The sequence below is a fragment of the Streptomyces sp. NPDC051987 genome (assembly GCF_040680735.1).
Lineage (GTDB): Bacteria > Actinomycetota > Actinomycetes > Streptomycetales > Streptomycetaceae > Streptomyces.
The window spans coordinates 20,369-36,625 of sequence record NZ_JBFAXI010000055.1 but is presented as its reverse complement, the minus strand read 5'-3'; the positions used below and the strand labels follow the sequence as shown (position 1 = coordinate 36,625).

Annotated in this window: 27 protein-coding genes; 5 read left to right on the top strand and 22 right to left on the bottom strand. The window is 69.0% G+C overall.

Translation table 11 applies throughout. The features are described 5' to 3' along the window. Nucleotides 1-218: 218 nt before the first annotated feature. The 13 genes from AB0M11_RS26610 to AB0M11_RS26550 all read right to left on the bottom strand — a co-directional run bounded on the left by AB0M11_RS26610 (nucleotide 219) and on the right by AB0M11_RS26550 (nucleotide 9,765). Nucleotides 219-689, bottom strand: coding sequence for a hypothetical protein (locus AB0M11_RS26610; RefSeq protein WP_365709689.1), 471 nt, complete (start codon nucleotides 687-689; stop codon nucleotides 219-221). A 4-nt stretch (nucleotides 690-693) separates the two neighbouring features. Beyond that, nucleotides 694-1,113, bottom strand: a complete 420-nt coding sequence (locus AB0M11_RS26605) for a hypothetical protein (protein WP_365709687.1) — start codon at nucleotides 1,111-1,113, stop codon at nucleotides 694-696. 55 nt (nucleotides 1,114-1,168) lie between these two features. Continuing rightward, complete coding sequence (locus AB0M11_RS26600; RefSeq protein WP_365709685.1) at nucleotides 1,169-2,569, bottom strand: phage major capsid protein; 1,401 nt, start codon at nucleotides 2,567-2,569, stop codon at nucleotides 1,169-1,171. Next, nucleotides 2,566-3,810, bottom strand: a complete 1,245-nt coding sequence (locus AB0M11_RS26595; RefSeq protein WP_365709683.1) for a head maturation protease, ClpP-related — start codon at nucleotides 3,808-3,810, stop codon at nucleotides 2,566-2,568. The genes AB0M11_RS26600 and AB0M11_RS26595 overlap by 4 nt, the downstream gene beginning before the upstream one ends. Further along, nucleotides 3,810-5,417, bottom strand: a complete 1,608-nt coding sequence (locus AB0M11_RS26590; protein WP_365709681.1) for a phage portal protein — start codon at nucleotides 5,415-5,417, stop codon at nucleotides 3,810-3,812. Before AB0M11_RS26590 ends, AB0M11_RS26595 begins: the two co-directional genes overlap by 1 nt. Further along, complete coding sequence (locus AB0M11_RS26585) at nucleotides 5,414-5,653, bottom strand: hypothetical protein (RefSeq protein ID WP_365709679.1); 240 nt, start codon at nucleotides 5,651-5,653, stop codon at nucleotides 5,414-5,416. The genes AB0M11_RS26590 and AB0M11_RS26585 overlap by 4 nt, the downstream gene beginning before the upstream one ends. A 93-nt stretch (nucleotides 5,654-5,746) precedes the next feature. Continuing rightward, the gene (locus AB0M11_RS26580) at nucleotides 5,747-7,135 is read right to left on the bottom strand and encodes a phage terminase large subunit (RefSeq protein ID WP_365709677.1); all 1,389 of its coding nucleotides are present in this window, start codon (nucleotides 7,133-7,135) and stop codon (nucleotides 5,747-5,749) included. Next, nucleotides 7,128-7,937, bottom strand: a complete 810-nt coding sequence (locus AB0M11_RS26575) for an endonuclease VII domain-containing protein (RefSeq protein WP_365709675.1) — start codon at nucleotides 7,935-7,937, stop codon at nucleotides 7,128-7,130. Before AB0M11_RS26575 ends, AB0M11_RS26580 begins: the two co-directional genes overlap by 8 nt. A gap of 98 nt (nucleotides 7,938-8,035) precedes the next feature. Next, nucleotides 8,036-8,527, bottom strand: coding sequence for a hypothetical protein (locus AB0M11_RS26570; protein WP_365709673.1), 492 nt, complete (start codon nucleotides 8,525-8,527; stop codon nucleotides 8,036-8,038). Between the two features lie 139 nt (nucleotides 8,528-8,666). Beyond that, the gene (locus tag AB0M11_RS26565; protein ID WP_365709671.1) at nucleotides 8,667-8,951 is read right to left on the bottom strand and encodes a hypothetical protein; all 285 of its coding nucleotides are present in this window, start codon (nucleotides 8,949-8,951) and stop codon (nucleotides 8,667-8,669) included. A gap of 42 nt (nucleotides 8,952-8,993) precedes the next feature. Continuing rightward, nucleotides 8,994-9,179 carry a hypothetical protein gene (locus AB0M11_RS26560; RefSeq protein WP_365709669.1) on the bottom strand — a complete coding sequence of 62 codons (186 nt, stop codon included), beginning with the start codon at nucleotides 9,177-9,179 and terminating at the stop codon, nucleotides 8,994-8,996. Between the two features lie 22 nt (nucleotides 9,180-9,201). Then, on the bottom strand, nucleotides 9,202-9,372 hold the full coding sequence (locus AB0M11_RS26555) for a hypothetical protein (RefSeq protein WP_365709667.1): 171 nt from the start codon (nucleotides 9,370-9,372) through the stop codon (nucleotides 9,202-9,204). 9 nt (nucleotides 9,373-9,381) lie between these two features. Beyond that, the gene (locus tag AB0M11_RS26550) at nucleotides 9,382-9,765 is read right to left on the bottom strand and encodes a WYL domain-containing protein (RefSeq protein WP_365709665.1); all 384 of its coding nucleotides are present in this window, start codon (nucleotides 9,763-9,765) and stop codon (nucleotides 9,382-9,384) included. A 102-nt stretch (nucleotides 9,766-9,867) separates the two neighbouring features. Between AB0M11_RS26550 and AB0M11_RS26545 the strand changes: the two genes are divergently transcribed. From AB0M11_RS26545 to AB0M11_RS26530, 4 genes are read left to right on the top strand one after another with little or no spacing between them, the layout of a single operon-like run. Next, complete coding sequence (locus AB0M11_RS26545; protein ID WP_365709663.1) at nucleotides 9,868-10,059, top strand: helix-turn-helix domain-containing protein; 192 nt, start codon at nucleotides 9,868-9,870, stop codon at nucleotides 10,057-10,059. Continuing rightward, complete coding sequence (locus AB0M11_RS26540) at nucleotides 10,056-10,520, top strand: GIY-YIG nuclease family protein (protein ID WP_365709661.1); 465 nt, start codon at nucleotides 10,056-10,058, stop codon at nucleotides 10,518-10,520. The genes AB0M11_RS26545 and AB0M11_RS26540 overlap by 4 nt, the downstream gene beginning before the upstream one ends. Next, a complete protein-coding gene (locus AB0M11_RS26535) occupies nucleotides 10,517-10,900 on the top strand; it encodes a hypothetical protein (RefSeq protein ID WP_365709660.1) in 384 nt (127 codons plus the stop codon). The genes AB0M11_RS26540 and AB0M11_RS26535 overlap by 4 nt, the downstream gene beginning before the upstream one ends. Further along, on the top strand, nucleotides 10,897-11,202 hold the full coding sequence (locus AB0M11_RS26530; protein WP_365709659.1) for a DUF6221 family protein: 306 nt from the start codon (nucleotides 10,897-10,899) through the stop codon (nucleotides 11,200-11,202). The genes AB0M11_RS26535 and AB0M11_RS26530 overlap by 4 nt, the downstream gene beginning before the upstream one ends. A gap of 46 nt (nucleotides 11,203-11,248) precedes the next feature. Here AB0M11_RS26530 and AB0M11_RS26525 read toward each other — a convergent pair whose 3' ends face one another. The 9 genes from AB0M11_RS26525 to AB0M11_RS26485 form a co-directional block, all read right to left on the bottom strand. Next, complete coding sequence (locus AB0M11_RS26525; protein ID WP_365709657.1) at nucleotides 11,249-11,659, bottom strand: DUF732 domain-containing protein; 411 nt, start codon at nucleotides 11,657-11,659, stop codon at nucleotides 11,249-11,251. Between the two features lie 134 nt (nucleotides 11,660-11,793). After that, on the bottom strand, nucleotides 11,794-11,943 hold the full coding sequence (locus AB0M11_RS26520) for a hypothetical protein (protein WP_365709654.1): 150 nt from the start codon (nucleotides 11,941-11,943) through the stop codon (nucleotides 11,794-11,796). Between the two features lie 54 nt (nucleotides 11,944-11,997). Continuing rightward, nucleotides 11,998-12,249 carry a hypothetical protein gene (locus tag AB0M11_RS26515; protein ID WP_365709652.1) on the bottom strand — a complete coding sequence of 84 codons (252 nt, stop codon included), beginning with the start codon at nucleotides 12,247-12,249 and terminating at the stop codon, nucleotides 11,998-12,000. A 68-nt stretch (nucleotides 12,250-12,317) separates the two neighbouring features. Continuing rightward, nucleotides 12,318-12,944: a hypothetical protein gene (locus AB0M11_RS26510; RefSeq protein WP_365709650.1), complete on the bottom strand. Its 627-nt coding sequence runs from the start codon at nucleotides 12,942-12,944 to the stop codon at nucleotides 12,318-12,320. 17 nt (nucleotides 12,945-12,961) lie between these two features. Next, nucleotides 12,962-13,477, bottom strand: coding sequence for a hypothetical protein (locus AB0M11_RS26505; protein ID WP_365709648.1), 516 nt, complete (start codon nucleotides 13,475-13,477; stop codon nucleotides 12,962-12,964). 15 nt (nucleotides 13,478-13,492) lie between these two features. Beyond that, a complete protein-coding gene (locus tag AB0M11_RS26500; protein ID WP_365709646.1) occupies nucleotides 13,493-14,005 on the bottom strand; it encodes a hypothetical protein in 513 nt (170 codons plus the stop codon). After that, complete coding sequence (locus AB0M11_RS26495) at nucleotides 14,002-15,069, bottom strand: hypothetical protein (protein WP_365709644.1); 1,068 nt, start codon at nucleotides 15,067-15,069, stop codon at nucleotides 14,002-14,004. Before AB0M11_RS26495 ends, AB0M11_RS26500 begins: the two co-directional genes overlap by 4 nt. An 84-nt stretch (nucleotides 15,070-15,153) precedes the next feature. After that, complete coding sequence (locus AB0M11_RS26490) at nucleotides 15,154-15,348, bottom strand: hypothetical protein (RefSeq protein ID WP_365709642.1); 195 nt, start codon at nucleotides 15,346-15,348, stop codon at nucleotides 15,154-15,156. Further along, a complete protein-coding gene (locus AB0M11_RS26485) occupies nucleotides 15,348-15,518 on the bottom strand; it encodes a hypothetical protein (protein WP_365709640.1) in 171 nt (56 codons plus the stop codon). The genes AB0M11_RS26490 and AB0M11_RS26485 overlap by 1 nt, the downstream gene beginning before the upstream one ends. A gap of 171 nt (nucleotides 15,519-15,689) precedes the next feature. Here AB0M11_RS26485 and AB0M11_RS26480 point away from each other — a divergent pair, with 171 nt between their 5' ends. Then, on the top strand, nucleotides 15,690-16,148 hold the full coding sequence (locus AB0M11_RS26480; RefSeq protein WP_365709638.1) for an AlpA family phage regulatory protein: 459 nt from the start codon (nucleotides 15,690-15,692) through the stop codon (nucleotides 16,146-16,148). The last annotated feature ends 109 nt before the right edge of the window (nucleotides 16,149-16,257 follow it).

Below are 16,257 nucleotides of genomic sequence, written 5' to 3'. Positions count from 1 at the left end.
TTCCAGCTGATACGTCCTCACCGCCTTCGGGTGCGATGTAGCCGGTCTCGCCGGGCAGTGCGTCCGGGTTGGACGGGCCGCCCGCCACGGTGATGCGGGGCATGGTGTCCTCCTCCTTCATGCGGTCGGCGAACCGGGGCGCGGGGGCCTGGCAGTGCGGGCACCGCAGCAGGCCCACCGCGAACCGGCACGTACAGGCCGGGCATGTCTCCAGCACGTCAGGCCGCCACGACCTGGGCGCCGTTGTCCAGCGGGACATAGATGAGGTCCCACTTGACGGAGCCGGTGTTCGTCGCCGAGGTGGTGATCGTGATGTTCCCGGCGTTCACCACGAACAGGGCGGCCGTGCTGATCAGGACGCCCGCCTGAGTGGACAGGTCCACGACGGTCGCGCCGCCCGGGTTGGCCGCCATGTGCGTGCCGATCGGCGCGGCGATGATGCTCGTCGCGGTACCGAGCGCGGTCGTCGACCCGGTGCCGACGGTCGGCGCGGTGCCGAGCGCGAGCGTGCACGCCTGGTTCTGCACGGCCGTGGTCACCTCGCCGACCAGGCCACGCACCAGGATGCGGCCGCCAGAGACCACGAAAATGTTCCCGGTCGCGGACGCGGGCAGCGTGTTCGTTGTACGGCTGACCAGGATCCCGCCCGAGATGGTGCGCACGTCCTGGTTCTTGATGAGCGTCGTCATCGGACTAGGCCCCCAGGATTTCGAGGTTGGCGGGCTTCCGGGCCACGGTCAGGTCGTGGAGGATCGCCGTCACCAGACCGGACGCACCGACGGACACCTTGAGGTAGGCGCTCGGGTCGGCGATCTGCGACGTCAGCACCGTGAACACCACGGTCCCGGAGGAGATGGTGACCGCGTTGGACGCGGACTGTGTGGCCTCCACCCAGGCGGCGGTGCCGTTGGTGGAGGTGTTCGTCCACTTCTTGGTGATGATGTTGCCGGGGCTGGCGTAGGAGCCGCCGAAGCTGGACGCCACGGTGAGGGTGAAGGTGTCGTTGCCGGTGCAGACGAAGCTGCACGCGGACGCGCCGCGGAGCTTGAATGCGTTGCCTGCGGCGATCGGGATCACGTTGTACACGCGCCCGAGTCCGTGCATGCCTGCCATTGCTGTGCCTTCCTTTTGTGACTGGGGTGGTTAGCGGGGCGTCACTGCCGCAAGTTCAGCGGGAAGCGAGCTGGACGACCGGCGACAGCTTGTTGCTGCTGCCGTTCTTCGGGGTGATCGCGGACTGGAGCCACGGGCGGCCGTCGACGCGCTCGATCACGCGGTAGGCGGTCTTGTCGTTGGCGAACTTGTAGTGCTCGGAGCTCGACGACTGCATCTCCATGCGGTCACCGATGAGGTAGTACGACAGGTCGACGAAGGAGATGTCGCCGGTCGTGCCGAGCGGGCCGGTCTTCTCGGTGAAGTACACGGGTCGGCCGAGGATCGTGGCGGGCGGGGCGTCCATGCCGCCCTGGCCGCCGGCCATGTTGCCGATCCAGACGGGGCCGCCGCCGGTGCCCACGGACAGGGCCATGGTGGCGAGCTGCGGGAAGGTGTCGATGGACGCGATCCACACCGCGCGGCCCAGGCTCGTGGGGAGCATCTGGGCGTACATCTTGACCAGGTTCTCCCAGACGATCGTGCCGGAGGGCTGGCCGGCCTCGGCGGCGACCTGCACGGACACCGGGGAGTTGATGAACCCCATGGGCTCGCCGACGCCGGTGCCGGTGAGGAACGCGACGTCCTCGAACCAGGAGATGGCCTTCGGGAAGGTGCCGGAGAAGAAGCCCTCGAACGCGGGGGCGTCCATGAGGAGCTCGTTGGGGACCTCGGCGTACGCGGTCAACTTCTTCGCGTCCAGGACGACCCGGCCGAACGAGGCCTGCGACTCGGTGAGGCCTGCGGCTTCCTCGGTCCAGTAGCCGACGACGCCGCCGAGGATCGAGGACGTGTGGGAGGTGTCGTCGATCATCGGGATCGGGACCCGCAGCGACGACATGGGGATCACCGTGGCCCGCGGCCGGACCACGGCGGTCTCCAGCGCGACCTGGAGGATCTCCGAGCGGAGCTCCTCCGGGATCAGGAACCCGCCGTCGGCCGGGACCTCGCTGCCGTAGGAGTTCTGGATCTCGATGAGCTTGTCCAGCTTCGGCCGGAGCTCACCGAAGTCCTTCAGCCGGTCGGCCCGGTACCAGGTCGAGCGGAAGAACTCGGAGGCGTCGGCGAAGATGCCGTCGGCCTTGGCGCCGGGCGCCCGCCGGTTGTAGAGGCTCTTGCGGGCGCCCGCCGACAGGCCCTTGATCTCCGGGGCCAGGGCGTGCGCGCGCTCGCCGGCGAAGTCCACCGGCGGCTTGGCGTCGGAGCCGTTGTTCTTCAGGTACTCGGCGAGGACGAGCTGCATCTGCTCGCGGGCCTGCGCGTTGATCTCGCCCCGGTTGGACTTGTCGACGGCGTTCGCGTAGCCCTCGATGAACTGCTGCAGGCTCTCCTTGGAAGCCCACAGCTCCTTCATCTTGTCCGCGTCGCTGAGCGCCTCAGCCAGTCCCGCCGGGGAGTCCGGAATGGTGATCGTCACTTCATCGCCTCCTCGGCGTTGGTGAGCCACGCCGGGAGCGGCGCGGAGTCAGTGGTGAGCCAGCCGGGGAGGTCCTCGGCGTGGTTACTGGTGCCGGCCTCGTCTGCGTCGCCGTGGCCGGCGTCGTCGAGGTGGGCCTGAAGGTGCGCGCGGACGCCGGCCTTGTCGGACTCGGGGATCTTCGATCCCTCCAGCCGTGCCAGCCCGTTACGGCAGGCGGCCAAGTTGGCGGGGCCGCCCTTGGTCTTGTGGTGCGGGAAGCGGAAGTTGGCCTTCTTGTCGTCCGCGTCGTCGTCGCCCTCCTCATGAGGCGTGCGCGCGGCCTCGTCGGATTCCCACGCGAAGCAGTAGCGGAGGACCTCGTCGTCGTTCGGCATCGCGGCGACCGCGGCCGGGCCGTCCCACGGCTCGTCGACAGTCGCGGTGTGGTGGACCGGGAGCGCCTTCGCGGTGACCTTGGGGGCCACCGCCGCACGAAGCTGCGCAGCGACCTCATCCCCGATCAGCGACCGGATGTCCTCCGTCAACCCGGCCGACGCGGGCTCCGCCGCCGGGGCCCGGCCGCTGTTCCGCAGCCCGTCCGGAACATGCGCGTACACCGACAGGTCGAAGCGGGCCACCGCCGCCAGCGCATCCTCCTGCGGGCGCTCCGCCACCCGATGCGCCAGCCCGGCCGCGACGGCCTCGTCCGCGGTGTACCAAGTCTCCCTCTGCATCGCGGCGCGCCATTCCTCAGCGTCGCCACCGGCCTGGTCGGCGTAGATCCCGGCGAGGTTGTCCGACACCTTGTCCAGCAGCTCGGCGAGCTCACGCATGTCCGCGGCGTTGCCCATGCACATGCCGGACGCGTCATGGATCATCATCATCGCGCCCGGGGCGATCGTCCGGACCTTCCCGGCCTGCGCGATGAACGACGCCGCCGACGCGGCGAGCCCGTCGATGACGGTGGTGACGTTTCCGGGGCGTTGCGCCAGGCTGTTGTAGATGGCCAGGCCGTCGAAGACGTCGCCGCCCGGCGAGTTGATGTGGACCTCGATGTCGCCGTTGATCTGCGCGAGTTCGTTGACGAAGTCCACCGCCGACACGCCGCCGAACAGCCACGAGCCGCCGATCTCGTCGTAGATGTCGACGCGGGTGGGGCCTCCGGCGTCGTTGCGGAGCACCCGGTACCAGCTGGCCTGGGGCTGCTGTGCGAGGTTGGTGAGGCGCCGGGCTCGGCGGCGCATAGCTTCAAGATCCATCAGGCACCTGCCCGGTTCCAGGCGAGCTGGCGCGCCATCAGCGCCTCCAGAGCGTCGTTCGTCTCGTCGTTGTCCTTGCGTCGCTTGACGACCTTGCAGCGGCAGGCTTTGCCGTACTCGGCGCCGATGCAGTCCTTGAAGCCCTGGCCGTTCGGGTAGTCCCGGTAGGCCTGCTCGCGGTTCTTGTACGTCTTGCCGTCGTTGTCGCGGCACGGCTGGCAGGTGTTGTCGTCGAGGTGCGCGACCGCGACCCACCGCTGCGCGTTGTCGATGCCCTCGCGCAGCAGGGCCGCCGCGGCGCTCCCGGGCGCGGCCGGCGCGGTCTCTTCCTCGCCGGGCGCGGGCGCCGTCACCCAGCCGGGCGGCAGTGCCGGCGTCTGCGTCGCCTTCTCCACGACGTCCATGTCGGGCAGGCCGACTGTCTCCAGGACGGCGTGGGGTTCGTATCCGGCGTCCACGAGGGTTTTCGCGGCGGCGGCCTTGGACTGGAGTTCCAGCGCGTCGGCTTCGCGGTTGGAGGTGACGGGGTCCTCGTAGTCGAGTTCGACGCCTTCGCCAGTCGATCCGAAGAGGGGGAGGAAGTTGCAGTTGAGGGTGTCGCGCCAGCGGTCGAGGCGGTCGGTGAGGAGGAAGCTCTCGAAGTGCTCCTGCGCGGTCACGGAGTTGGCGCGGTTGACATCGTCCGAGGTACCGAGGATCGCTTTGTGCATGGCGAACGCCTCGCGGATGACGTCCCGGGAGACCTCGCGGAGGTTCCCGAAGTCCATGTCGCGGATCGTCATCGCGTTGGGCACCCACTGCGCGCCCTGTTCCAGCACAGCCACGCGGTGGGCGGCGCCGAGCCCGCGGTGGGTCTCGCGCCAGCGGGTGGTGAACTCGTTCCACTCGTCGTCCGAGAGGCGTTTGTCGACCTGGATCACGCCGCCCGGAGTGGCCGAGTTCAAGAAGAAGTTCCGGTTCCACTGCGCCGAGTACCGGGCCGCGTCGATGTCGACGAGGATCGCCTGGATCGGGCCCAACCCGTGGTACGGGTCGAACGGGTTCGGGTACTTGATCTGGATGACCTCGTTCGGCTGCAGCGGCACCGCCTCACCCGACGGGCCCCGGTACACGTACCCGGCGAGGTAGTCGTCGCGGGACGGGATCGGGTCGATACGGTCCGGGCGGACCGGCCACAGCCCGGTCGGGAACGTCGCCCGGGAGTCCCGCTGGACGACGAGGTAGGACTCGCCGGTGAGGTCGAGGTAGGTCTGGGCGATCTCGCGGAGCTGGAACCCTGACATGAACGGGTTCGGGCGCTTCCACACGTCGATGGCGAGGTGCTTGACGACCTCTACGCGTTCGTCGGAGCCCTTGTCGCCCGTGGTGTACCGGCGGCGCCCGTCCTGGGGCTGCTGCCGGAACAGGTGCCACTGCTTCTTCGCGGTCTGCCGGGCCAGCATCGACACGATGCTGAAGACGGTGCCGGATGCCCCGTAGGCGCGCATGTAGCTGGTGGGGTCGGCGCCGCCGTCCATCATCGACTGGCGGAGGAAGCCGCGGCCGGCGAACGGGACGGGCGGGGCGCTGTTGGCCTTGGCGAGGACCTTGCCGATGAGGGAACTCATTCGAGCTTCCAGTCGAGGAGCAGCACCGTCACACCGGTCGTGATCCATCCGGCGATCAGGTGCGCCTCGAAAGCGCCCACGTCGATGCAGCCGAGGCCGACGGCGGTGAGCAGGCTCCCGGACAGGCGCTGCGCAGTCGCCAGGGCGTGGTCGGCGGCCTGGCGGGCGAGACGGGTGATCGCGGCCGGGACGCGGGGGCGTGGGGCCGGGCGCGGGCGGTCGATCACTGCCGTCATGCGACGGATGATACTCGGTTAAATTTGAGAGCCGCTACCACTTGACGGCAGATCTGAAAAGATCGGTATCCAGTCCTTGCCTGGACGGCCCAGTCAGCCGAGCACCCGCACCCGCGGCCGGCCACCCAGATCCAGCTCCGCGACCATGTACCGCAGCGCATCCATCGCGTGGTCGTCCTTCTTCACCGGCTCTTCCTTCAGGCCGCCGGCGTTCCCGGGCTTCACCGCCCACACGTAGCCGGTGACCTCCTCGGCCGCGCCCATCGGCAGCGACGCCTCCTCCAGCCCGGGGTCCCGCTCCACCAGCGCATCCCGCATCACGAACAGGCGCGGCCTGCCGTCGGGCTGGACCTTCAGCCGGGACTGCACGGCCTGGATGCCGTCCGACACCGACTTGTGTGCCGCCGTGGTGCCCATCTGGAGGTGCTTCTCCAAGGTGGCGCGATCCTCGGCGTCGTGGTCGCAGATCACCGCCCGCGGCCGGGGCTCCGTCCACTCCAGACGGCAGGCCTTGCAGTCGTGGCAGTCGTGGTCGGCGGCCTTGGACTTGCAGCAGTCGGCGCAGCGGCGGACCAGGCGCAGGATGTGCTTCGCGTGGTCCTCGACGAGGCGCTGGGTGCGGTAGATCTCCCGGTACAGCCACAGCCTGCCGTCAGGGTCTTCGGCCCAGCACTGGAGGACGAACGGGTTGGTGAACCCGAAGTCCACAGTCCAGTAGCGGGTCCAACTGTCCGGGATGGGCCGCTGGTCGACGATGTGAACGGCTGGGTCGAAGGTCTCGTACACCTGACCATCAGCCGCAACCCATAGACCGAGTCGCAGGCGCTTGTACCGCACCCCAGTGAGGGCGTCGAGCTTGTTGATGTAGTCCTTGCCTCGTGCGGTGAGGGTGCCGTCAGCGTTGTAGAGGACCGGGTTGTCTTCATGACGGCACTTGATCATCTTGGTTGTGCCGCTGGCGCATCGCTGATGAAGCCAATGGTCCGGCTTGTCTGGATTGCAGTCTGCGATCAATTGCTGGAACGAGACGACGCCGTTGCGCAGTCGGGTGGTGATGTTCTCCCAGTCCGTGGTGGTCAGTTCGATGGCTTCCTGGACGTAAGCCACGTCGTACTCGGATGACATGATCTTGGTCGGCTTGTCCATGCCGCCGATCATGATTCGCGAGCCATTCGCGTACCGGTACTGCGGCGGCTCCTCGGCCGACCCCCCGTAGAACGACACAATCCCGGTGGCCAACGCCTCCTTCGCCACGTGCTCTCGGTAGGTCACCAGGGCAGTGGACCCAAGGGACTCGCGGGTCTTGCGAACGATCAGCCCACGCATTCCCTTATTTGCCAGGGCCATCAGGTGCAGTTTCTCCAGGCAGGCCCGGCTCTTCCCGGTGCCCGCGGGTCCACTCAGGAGCACCTCTGAGGTGCGGCACCGCATCAGTTGCAGCGCCGCTCCCCATGGCTCGTACCGATGGACGGTCTCACTCACGGGTATACCGCCGTAGGTAGGAGGCCGCCGCCTCCAGCCGATCAGGAGCGTCGCGCATCAGGCCGATGGCCGTGTTGCAGTTGCCGCACGTAAGACCGCGGATGCACTTTCCGCAACTCTTGCCTTTTTCGGGGCAGCACGCGTGATCATGATCGACGCTGAGTACCTCGGGTTTGTCGCCACAGATGGCGCACGCACCGCCCTGGGCGGCTGCCAGTTCCTCGTAGTCGGCGATCGTGATTCCGAAGTTCTCGACCAACTTGCGGTTGCGCATACACCGCTTGCAGCGGGGGTTGAGGCCGTCGGCGCAGTTCTTGGACCCGTGGTAGTTGTCCAGGGTCTTCCACTCACGGCAGAGTCGGCACCGCTTACGGCCTTCGTCGTCACGGATGACCGTGGGCACGCGCTCTCGGATCTTCGGGTCACCGAGAGAGCCGGTTCTCTTGATCCGTGCATAGTGCGTGTAGCAATAGCCACCCGTGTTGTGCTTTCGGCCGCATCCTTCAACCGAGCAGACGCGCGCGGATTGTGGAAGGTCCGGGAGCCCGGCGCGCCGCAGGCGCCCGTAGTGCATCTCGCACAGGCCGCGGCATTTCAGCGGCTTCACGCACCCTTCGGTGGTGCAGATGCGTTCGCGTCGGGGCACCTGCGGCGGCGCGATCTCGACGGGGCCCGGAGCGCCGGAAGCCTTCCACCGCTTGTAGTGGACCGAGCAGTAGCTCTTGCCGTAGTGGCGTCTGCCGCATCCGGGCATGCTGCACGTACGATCGGTCATGTCGATCTGCTCTCTCAGGTCGGCCATGCCCCGGGAGCGTTGGCGCGCTCGCCGGGGTCCTCTATTGCCTCTGATTCTATCGTTTCCGCAGCTCAACCGCGTTGCTGGGGAGGCAAGTTGGGCGCTCACGTGAGGTCGTCCGGTGACACGCCGACGATCTCGTACTTCACCCCGCCGGAGTGCTCCACCTTCGCCGGCTTCTTCATCCCGGTCAGCGTCCAGAAGCTGTCGAGGGTCTGCCGTGCTTCGCGGATCGCGGCGAGCGTGGGCCCGTGGTCCTTCAGGGGCTGGCCGTTGTCGTCGCGGACGATCTGGCCGTGGGAGACGACGACGTGGTCGGCTTCAAGGACTTCGGTGGCTGCTTCGTAGAGGGTTTCCAGGCGTTCCATGTGGATGGCGAGGAGTTTCTCGGCGGGGCCTTGGACGATCTCGCGGAGGGCGCGGCGGACGGCTTGCAGGGCGTTGCTCTTGTCGCCGTAGCCGAGTTCGTCGGCGATCTGTTGGAGGGTCCGGCCTTGGGCGCGGAGTTCGGCGGCTTGGGCGTCGCGGGCGGCGGTTTCGGGTGTGCGTACGTATTGGCCGTTGCCGGAGCGGGCGTCTTGGTTGGGGTTGGCCATGTCCGCCCTCCTGGTGGTGTTTGTTGTTCATGATGATAGGGCGGTTGGTGATCGTGGATACTGATGGCTGGTGTGGGGACAGCAGGAGAGCCCGCTCCGGGGTGGCGCCGGGGCGGGCTCTCTGCTGTGCGGGGCAGGGTCAGGCGTCGGGGAACTCGATCAGCTTCACCGGGTACGGGCCGTTGTCGCGGTCAGGGTCGATCCGGTCGATGACGTCGTCCCAGCCCTCCCGCCAGTCGTTGTTGAAGAGGCCCTCGTTGTCGGCTGCCGCGCGCACCGCCTGTACGTCCTCGACGGTCTGCCCAATGGCGTGGTCGCCGATGGCCTGCTGGTAGCGGAGGTAGACGTCCTCGGCGAGGATCGCGCGGAGGTGGGCGTCGACCTCGGCAGGGGTGGCGGTGAGGCGGTTCGGGAGCTCGGCCACGGCGGGTTCCTTTCGGTGGCTGGGTGGATCGTACGGCGGGGGTCAGGCGTCGGGCTGGCGCGGGTCGTGGTCGGGGCAGTAGTCCCGGCCCTCCACGTCACTCCACCCCTCGGCGGCGAGAGCGCGCCGATGGTCGGCGGCCTGCTGCTCGCGGGGCTTCGGCTTGAACGACGCGATGGTCGACAGTTCGGGGCAGTCGTCGTGGGCGCAGCGGATGGTGTGGGCCATGGTTGATCCTCTCGGATGGGTGTCAGTCGTTGCGGCTGTCGAGTTCGTCGCTGATTCGGTCGGCGTAGTCGGCGTGGAACTCCTTCACGCGGTCGGTGCCGGCGTAGTCGTCGGTGGTGAGGAGGAGGCAGGCCTCACGCTGGTCGCGGAGGTCGTCGGGGTGCATGTCGGCGAGGTGTTCGGAACGGGGCATGGCGGGCTCCTAGGCGGCCAGGGCGTCGGCGAGGAGTTCGACGCGGGCGAGGACGGGCAGGTCGACGGGGTACAGCACGGTGACGGTGGCGAGGCCGTGGCCGGTGCGGGGCTCGTCGGCGGCCGGCTGGTCGATGACGTAGGCGGTCCGGTGGATGGTGTAGGAGACCAGGCGGTCCAGGCGCCAGGTGCGCATCTCGCCGGTCTCGCGGTCGAGGGCCTTGATGAGGATGTCGCCGGCCTGGCTGATGACGAAGTCCTGGATCTCGATGGTGCGGATGGTCTCGGTGCCGTCGGCCTTGGTGTAGGTGATGGTGACGGGGTGCTTGGCGTCGAGGGCCTTGATGAGGCGGGTGAGGGTGGTGGTGCTGGTCTCGTTCTTGGTGTGCCTCATCGGGTCCCCCTCGGTGCGCCGTCCCTTATGCCTAATAGATTAGGCCTAATCCATGAGGCATGTCAAGTAGACTAGGCCTACTCGATTAGGCATACTGGCGTGATGGTCACCCGAGACGACGTCACCAAGATCCGCGAGGCCTACGACAAGGCCATCGCCGAAGCCGAGCGCACACGCGCCCGAGGCCTCGCCCAGGCCGCCGACCACATGCCGCAGAAGGACATCATCGAAGCCACCGGCTACAGCCGAGAGACCGTCAGGCGACTGATCGCGGAAGGGCGGGCAGCTCAGTGACCGAGACGGCTACTGAACGCACCGCCCTCTATCGCCTCTTCAACGAATCTGGCGGCTTGCTGTACGTCGGCATCACCAACGATCCCGAAGTCCGTTGGGCCTACCACGCCCGCCAGAAGGCGTGGTGGTCCGACGTTCGCAAGCGGACGATCGAGTGGAAGGCGACGCGGGCCGAGGCAGAAGCAGCAGAAGCTGAGGCGATTGGGCGAGAGAACCCTCAGTGGAATGCGATCCGCCCCGACGCTGATGGTCGAATGCTCCATGGGCGCAAGGGCGGGAGACCCGCCACGGGGCAGACCAAAGCCGTGACGTTCCGAGCGGACCCGAAGCTGCGGGCGGCTTTCGACGCCACGATCGAGGAGGGGCGTTCGCGGTCCGACGTGCTCATCGAGTTGATGCACGAGCGGGTCAACCGGAAGCGCCGCGAGCGCCCGGCGAGCAGCGAGGAGACCACCACATGAGCGACCACGAAGAGCTGAGGAACTGGCTGGCGAACGAGAGCCGCCTCTCGTTCGACGAGCCACGCGACGGGCTGCGCCTCTCGTACATCCCCGGCGGAGACGCGCTCGACTGCGTGATCCTGCGGTGCGTGATCTGCGGAGGCCCCGACATCGAGACGGCGTACCTGCACAACCTGAACGTGCTGCCCATCGCGGACGATTTCAAGGCGGCGGCGAAACTGCACCGCCACCGGGAGAGCGCGGGCTCGGTGCGCCCGGACGAGGATCCCGGCCCGCGCGCCCAGTGGGTGGGCGTCGAGCATCAGGGGACGACGTACAACGTGACGGTCGAGGAATACGGGCACAGCCCACGACGCCCGGACGAGGAGCCCACACCATGACCGCCGAACTGGCGCGGTTCCTTCATGACCGCTACGCCGAGGAGGGTGCACGCATCCGAAGCGTCTACGGCGTCTCGGGGCCTGCATACGCTTCAGGAGCTGCCGGGTGCGAGGCGGTCGACAACCTCATCACTCAGCAGGCCATGTTGAATCTCCTGAGGCGTGGCCCCTCGCCACGCCCATACAACAACTGGTCACGGCTCGGGTCGTGGGCTGAGCCAGTGCTCCGCGCTCTCGCACTGCCATACGCCGACCACCCCGGTTACCGCGACGAGTGGCGACCTGACGCGCCCACCGCATGACGAAGGCCCCGCCCGGGCACCGAGCGGGGCCACTGCACGACGCCGATCAGTAGTCCCCGGACGCCCGAAGCTGCTCCTTGACGTCCGCCAGATTCTCCGGACAGTACGCCCTCACACCCATCACCAACACTGCATTCGCATCCGCCTTGTACGTACCCCAGTGCTCCCCGATCGGATACAGACCACCCCCGTCCCCGAACATCGTGAACAACCACTTCACGCTGTGACCCGCGGCCAGGCCGTCGCACCACTGCTGCGGATACTCCAGCAGCTCATCGTCGGTGGGGCCCTTGTCCGTCCAGCTCCTGAGGTTGGCGGTGTGGACGGCCTTGAGGAAGGCGGCTTCCTTGCTGACGGTCTTCCTCGGACTCGGCTTCGCGTCGGCGCTGCTGCCGGAGTTGGAACAGCCAGCGAGCGCCAGACAGGCGAGCAGACAAACAGCCACGGTTCTACGCATGATCCCCCCAAGGACCGGTCGAGTGCCCGGATCGTAGCGCCAGCCACCGACAACCCGCCCCGGGAATGGCGAAGGCCCAGCAGGACGGGGGAGCCTGCTGGGCCCTGTAACTCGACTCGCCGTCCAGTGTGCCATCAAGCCGCCGAGTTGAACGTCACCTTCGGCAACTCGCCCTCATTGTCCGGCTGCAGCGCCTCCCACCGGTCCAGGTCGCGACGGTCGGCGGGGGTGTAGTCGGCCTCGGCGAGCGGCCGGTGCGGGGGCACGGAGATGGTCTGGGGCATCGGGGGTCCTTCCGGGCGACGGGCCTGGGCGCAGTGTGACACGCCCGCCGACGGTCAGTGGCCGAGCAGACGCGCCAGCAACGACCCAACCGCGAGCACGACCAGCAGCGCCACGACAGCGCCCGTGCTCACATACCGGCCGTCCGGATCTGGTGCACTGCCGGCCACCCGCACGATGGCCTCACCGTCCGGGACCAGGCCGCCGTGTTCGATGTCCCGGTGCTGCTGCCGGTACTCCTCAGCCTGCCGGCGCGGCCCGGGAGGGGACGACGCGCGGCATCTGCGGCAGCGGTACACGTACGGCATCGGGGTCCCCTCTTCCGGGCTGTAGTCGCCCGTGTAGCGGGCTGTAGTTCAGGCTGTAGTTTCGCAGTTCACGCGGCGTGTAGTTCGGGATTCGGTGGGTCTTGGGAATCCCGGTCGGGGAAGGGCGGCAGGTCGTCCCGGTAGACGCCGACGGTGACCCCCAGGCCGCGGACGCGGACGCGGTCACGGACGGGGATCTGCCACCGCTCCAGGTGGCCGCGGAGCCCGCTCACGTCGAGGCCCTCGAACATGCCGTGCGCCTGGGCGTGCTCCAGAAGGTCGCGGAGGTGGACGCCTTGCCGGTCGCCGATGCGCTCGCGGATCCAGTCGAGGGTGGCCGCGCGGACGTCCTCCGGCGCGGGCCGCTGCTCGACCGCCGGTTCCTCCTCGGCCGGCTGCTCCGGCGTGGCCGGGGCTGGCGGGGCGACCCACCAGGCGGCCACACACCAGGCGACGACCGCGCCGGGGGCGGCGAACTCGGCGATGTGCGGGGCCTGCGCGCAGCAGTAGACGGTGACGTATCCGCCGCCGGCGAGTGCGCCGAGCCGTTCCAGGCCGCTGAGGTGCTCGCCGAGCGTGTGCCAGGCGCGGCGTGCGAGGACGTGGGATCCGATGGCGAGCGCCCGGCCCGCGCCGGTGAAGGCGAGGACCGGGCGGATTTCACTGGTCAGCCAGGGGGGTAGGTGCTCCCCCATCTTCTTAACGATCTTCACTAGAGGAGTCCGATCGCGTGCGCACCCGTCAGGATCACCGCCTGCGGCAGCCCCCAGATCCCACCCGCCTGCGCCCACACCCCGGCCGCCACGATCCCCGTCAACGCCGCCTTCCCCGGCGACAGCTCCCGGAAGTACATGACCCCGCCGAGCAGCAGCGACACCGCGCCCAGCCCGGCCTGCCCGAACCCGCCGCCGGTGAACACCGTCGCGAACGCGTCGGACACGTTCTTTCCGATCGTCCAGATTGATCCGGCGGTCATGTAGAGGGTGCCGGCGGCCACGCCGACCCATTGGGCCTGGTCGGAGGTGAGGCGCTTGCGCAGCCGCGACTTCTTCCCGCCGCCGCCCTGCCCGCCTGGGGCCGCACCGGCGGCAGCGCCCTTCGGCTCGCGGATCCCGGCGACGAGGATGACGGTGAGGGCGGTGGCGATGCCTCCGGCGCCGACGGTGCCGAGGATCCGGCCGCCCTCGACGCTGATGGCGGGGGCAGCCGCGGTGATGTGCTCGATCACGATGATGTCTCCAGGTCAGGGCGCGGCGGGCGCGTACAGGGCGAGCGCGAGGAGCGCGGTGGCGAGGGGGATCCGGGCAACCCAGGCGATGCCGGGCCACCAGTGGCGGGTGCGCCGGTCCCACACGTGGGCGATGACCAGCGCACCGCCGATGCCGAGGACGAGCGCGGCCGGGACGCCTTGGCTGGTGCCGCAGTCGTTGAGGGCCCACGCGAACCGCTGGTAGAGGCCGAGGCCCCATCCGGCGCCGGCGGCGGAGGCGTTGTAGAGCAGGCGGCGGGTGCGGGGGCTGATCGCGGCGGCCGCCCGCTCGGGAGCGTGGACGAGTACCGCGGGCACGTGGGGGCGCGGCCAGTAGGCGGGAGCGGGGGCGAACACGGGCGGCCGGCCGGCGGTCTCCAGCTCGGGCTCGTCGTCCGGTTCGGCGGGCTCGGGCTTCGGCTCCCACCAGTCGGCTGGCTTCGGGTCGATGCGCTGCTTCAGGAGCGCCCGCATCCGCAGCTCGTCTGCTCCGGGTTCGATGCTCACAGGTACTGCCCTGTCCCTTCTCCGATGCGGGCCCGGGCTTCCTTGAGCCGTCGGCCGGCGGTGGCTTGGCTCACGCCGAGGAGCTGAGCCGCGGTGGTCTTGGTGAGCCGGTCGCCGGACCTGAGCCGGTGAGCCAGCGTGGTGATCTGTTGCTCGATGTCGTCGCTCTCCGGCTCGCCGGGCTCGCCGGTCGGCTCGGGGTGGCTCGCGAGGATCGGCTCGGCCGGGCTCAAGACGGGCTCACGTGATCCCTGCTGGTCAGCCGGTGCGGCAGGAGGCTGGACGGGGTCGGCCAACGCGGGCCGGGGCTCGCCGCCGGTGACGTGGAGGGCGGTGGTGACGGTCGTCTCGTAGTCGGCAGGCTCAGGCTCACGGGGCTCAGGCTCAGGGCTCACGGCGGTGTGAGTCGGAGGAAGTTCGGGGTGAGCCGGGCGGCCGGTGAGCATGTCCGCGAGCGCCTCATCGGCGCCCTCGGTGAGACGGCCACGCTGGACTGCGATGAGCTCTGAGCCGAGCCGTGCGTCGCCTTCCCCGGCACGGCTCATGAGCCGCCACGCCACCAGCTCCGAGTAGGCGCGCACCCACTTCCACGGATGCCGCTCGGCCCGGGCCCGGTGGAAGGCGATCCGGCGCAGCACTGCGGCGTTGCGGCGCTGGGCTTCGATGTCCTCACCGGTGCGGTGCACGACGATGCGGCGGGCGAGGAGGCTGATGCCTTCGGCGCTCGCGGTCATGGCGAGCGGGGTGAGGGCGAACACGACTCTCTCGGTGGTGGTGGGGGCAATGGCGAGGCCCATGACGGCGGCGGCGGCCGGGAGGAGCCACAGGGCGGAGCGGATGACGGTGGGCGCGGTCTGGCCGAGCATCGTGACGACGATCATCACGAGGGCGGCGACGAGGGTTGCGCCTTCGCCGGCGGCGACGACGCCGAGGGCGGTTTCTTTGCGGTGGAGGACGCTGGCCGCGTTGGCGTAGGTGCCGACGGCTCCGCCGACCCCGACCGCAACCATGGGGGTTGTGGTGAGGATGAGGACGGTGATCTGTCCTCCGGTCAGCTTCTTCACGGTGCTCCTCCGGAGCCAGGGGTGAGCCCGGTCCCCGCGCCGTGGGGGAACGGTGCGCGAGGGCCGGGCGTCTGTGGGGTGGGGTTAGCGGGCGGGGCGGTACCAGCCGCCTTTTCGGTCCTGGGCCCGGTCTCGGTCCTCCCAGGCTTGTCCTTGGCGGTCGGCGCGGCGGGCGCCGGTGGTCTTGGCGCGGAAGAATCGGGAGGCCGCCCCGGTGACGGAGGTGCCGGCGGCCGGGTAGGCGCGCGTGGTCTGGCCGCGTCCGAAGAAGAGGCCCATCAGCGTTGCCTTGCGTCCTGGTTGCTCATGACGCGGCGGACGTCGGCGGCGGCTTCGTAGTCGGCGCGGCATTGGGCGACGGTGGCGGGTTCGCTGAGGATGCGGCCGGGCGGGGGTGACCAGGGTGAGGGGCTGGGCTCTTGGGGGTTGGCGTGGGTACGCTGCTCCACGGTCATTTCTCCTGTTCACGGCAGGTGAATGGCTGGCCCCGGCGGGAGGTGCAACTCCCGCCGGGGCGTACTTGTTGGTGCCGTTCCACAGTGGCAGAACTTATGGACATTGTCCAGAAGTTCGGGGAGGATGTAGCCGTGCCCGAGAACCCTGAGAGCGAGGGGAGCCGCTTGATCACCTTGAAGCAGATCGAGCAGGAGCACGGGGTCAGCCGGTCAGCACTGCACACGTACCGGCGCAGCGCCTCCTTCCCTCAGCCGGTCCCGGTCGAGGGCTCCACGAAGACCCAGTACCGCGCCGACGAGGTGGCCGCCTGGTTCGCGGCCAACCCGAAGCAGCAGGGCAAGCGGACCGACCTCGCCGAGAAGCAGCAAGGAGAGCCAGCCATGGCAGAACAGCAACTCAAGGGCGAGGCGGGTGAGTCCAGCGCCCGCGACAACCTGTACGAGATGGCGACGGTGGCGTGGCAGGGCAACGTCCCGCCCCCGGTCCACGCTTCCGTGACGCTGATGCTGGACATTCATGAGGCGGAGACGGCCGAGGCTCTGGCCGAGAAGCTGCGCGGCAGTGGTCAGGGGGCTGCGGCCGACCTCATCGATCCGAGAGTCACGGAGGACTGGCGGCCCTGATCCCACACGCTGCTGCGCCCCGGCCGGTCATACCCGGTCGGGGCGCACTGCTGTCCGGACATGCGACCGCCCCGCGTCCTACGCAGTCAGGAGCGGGGCGGTCGGGGTC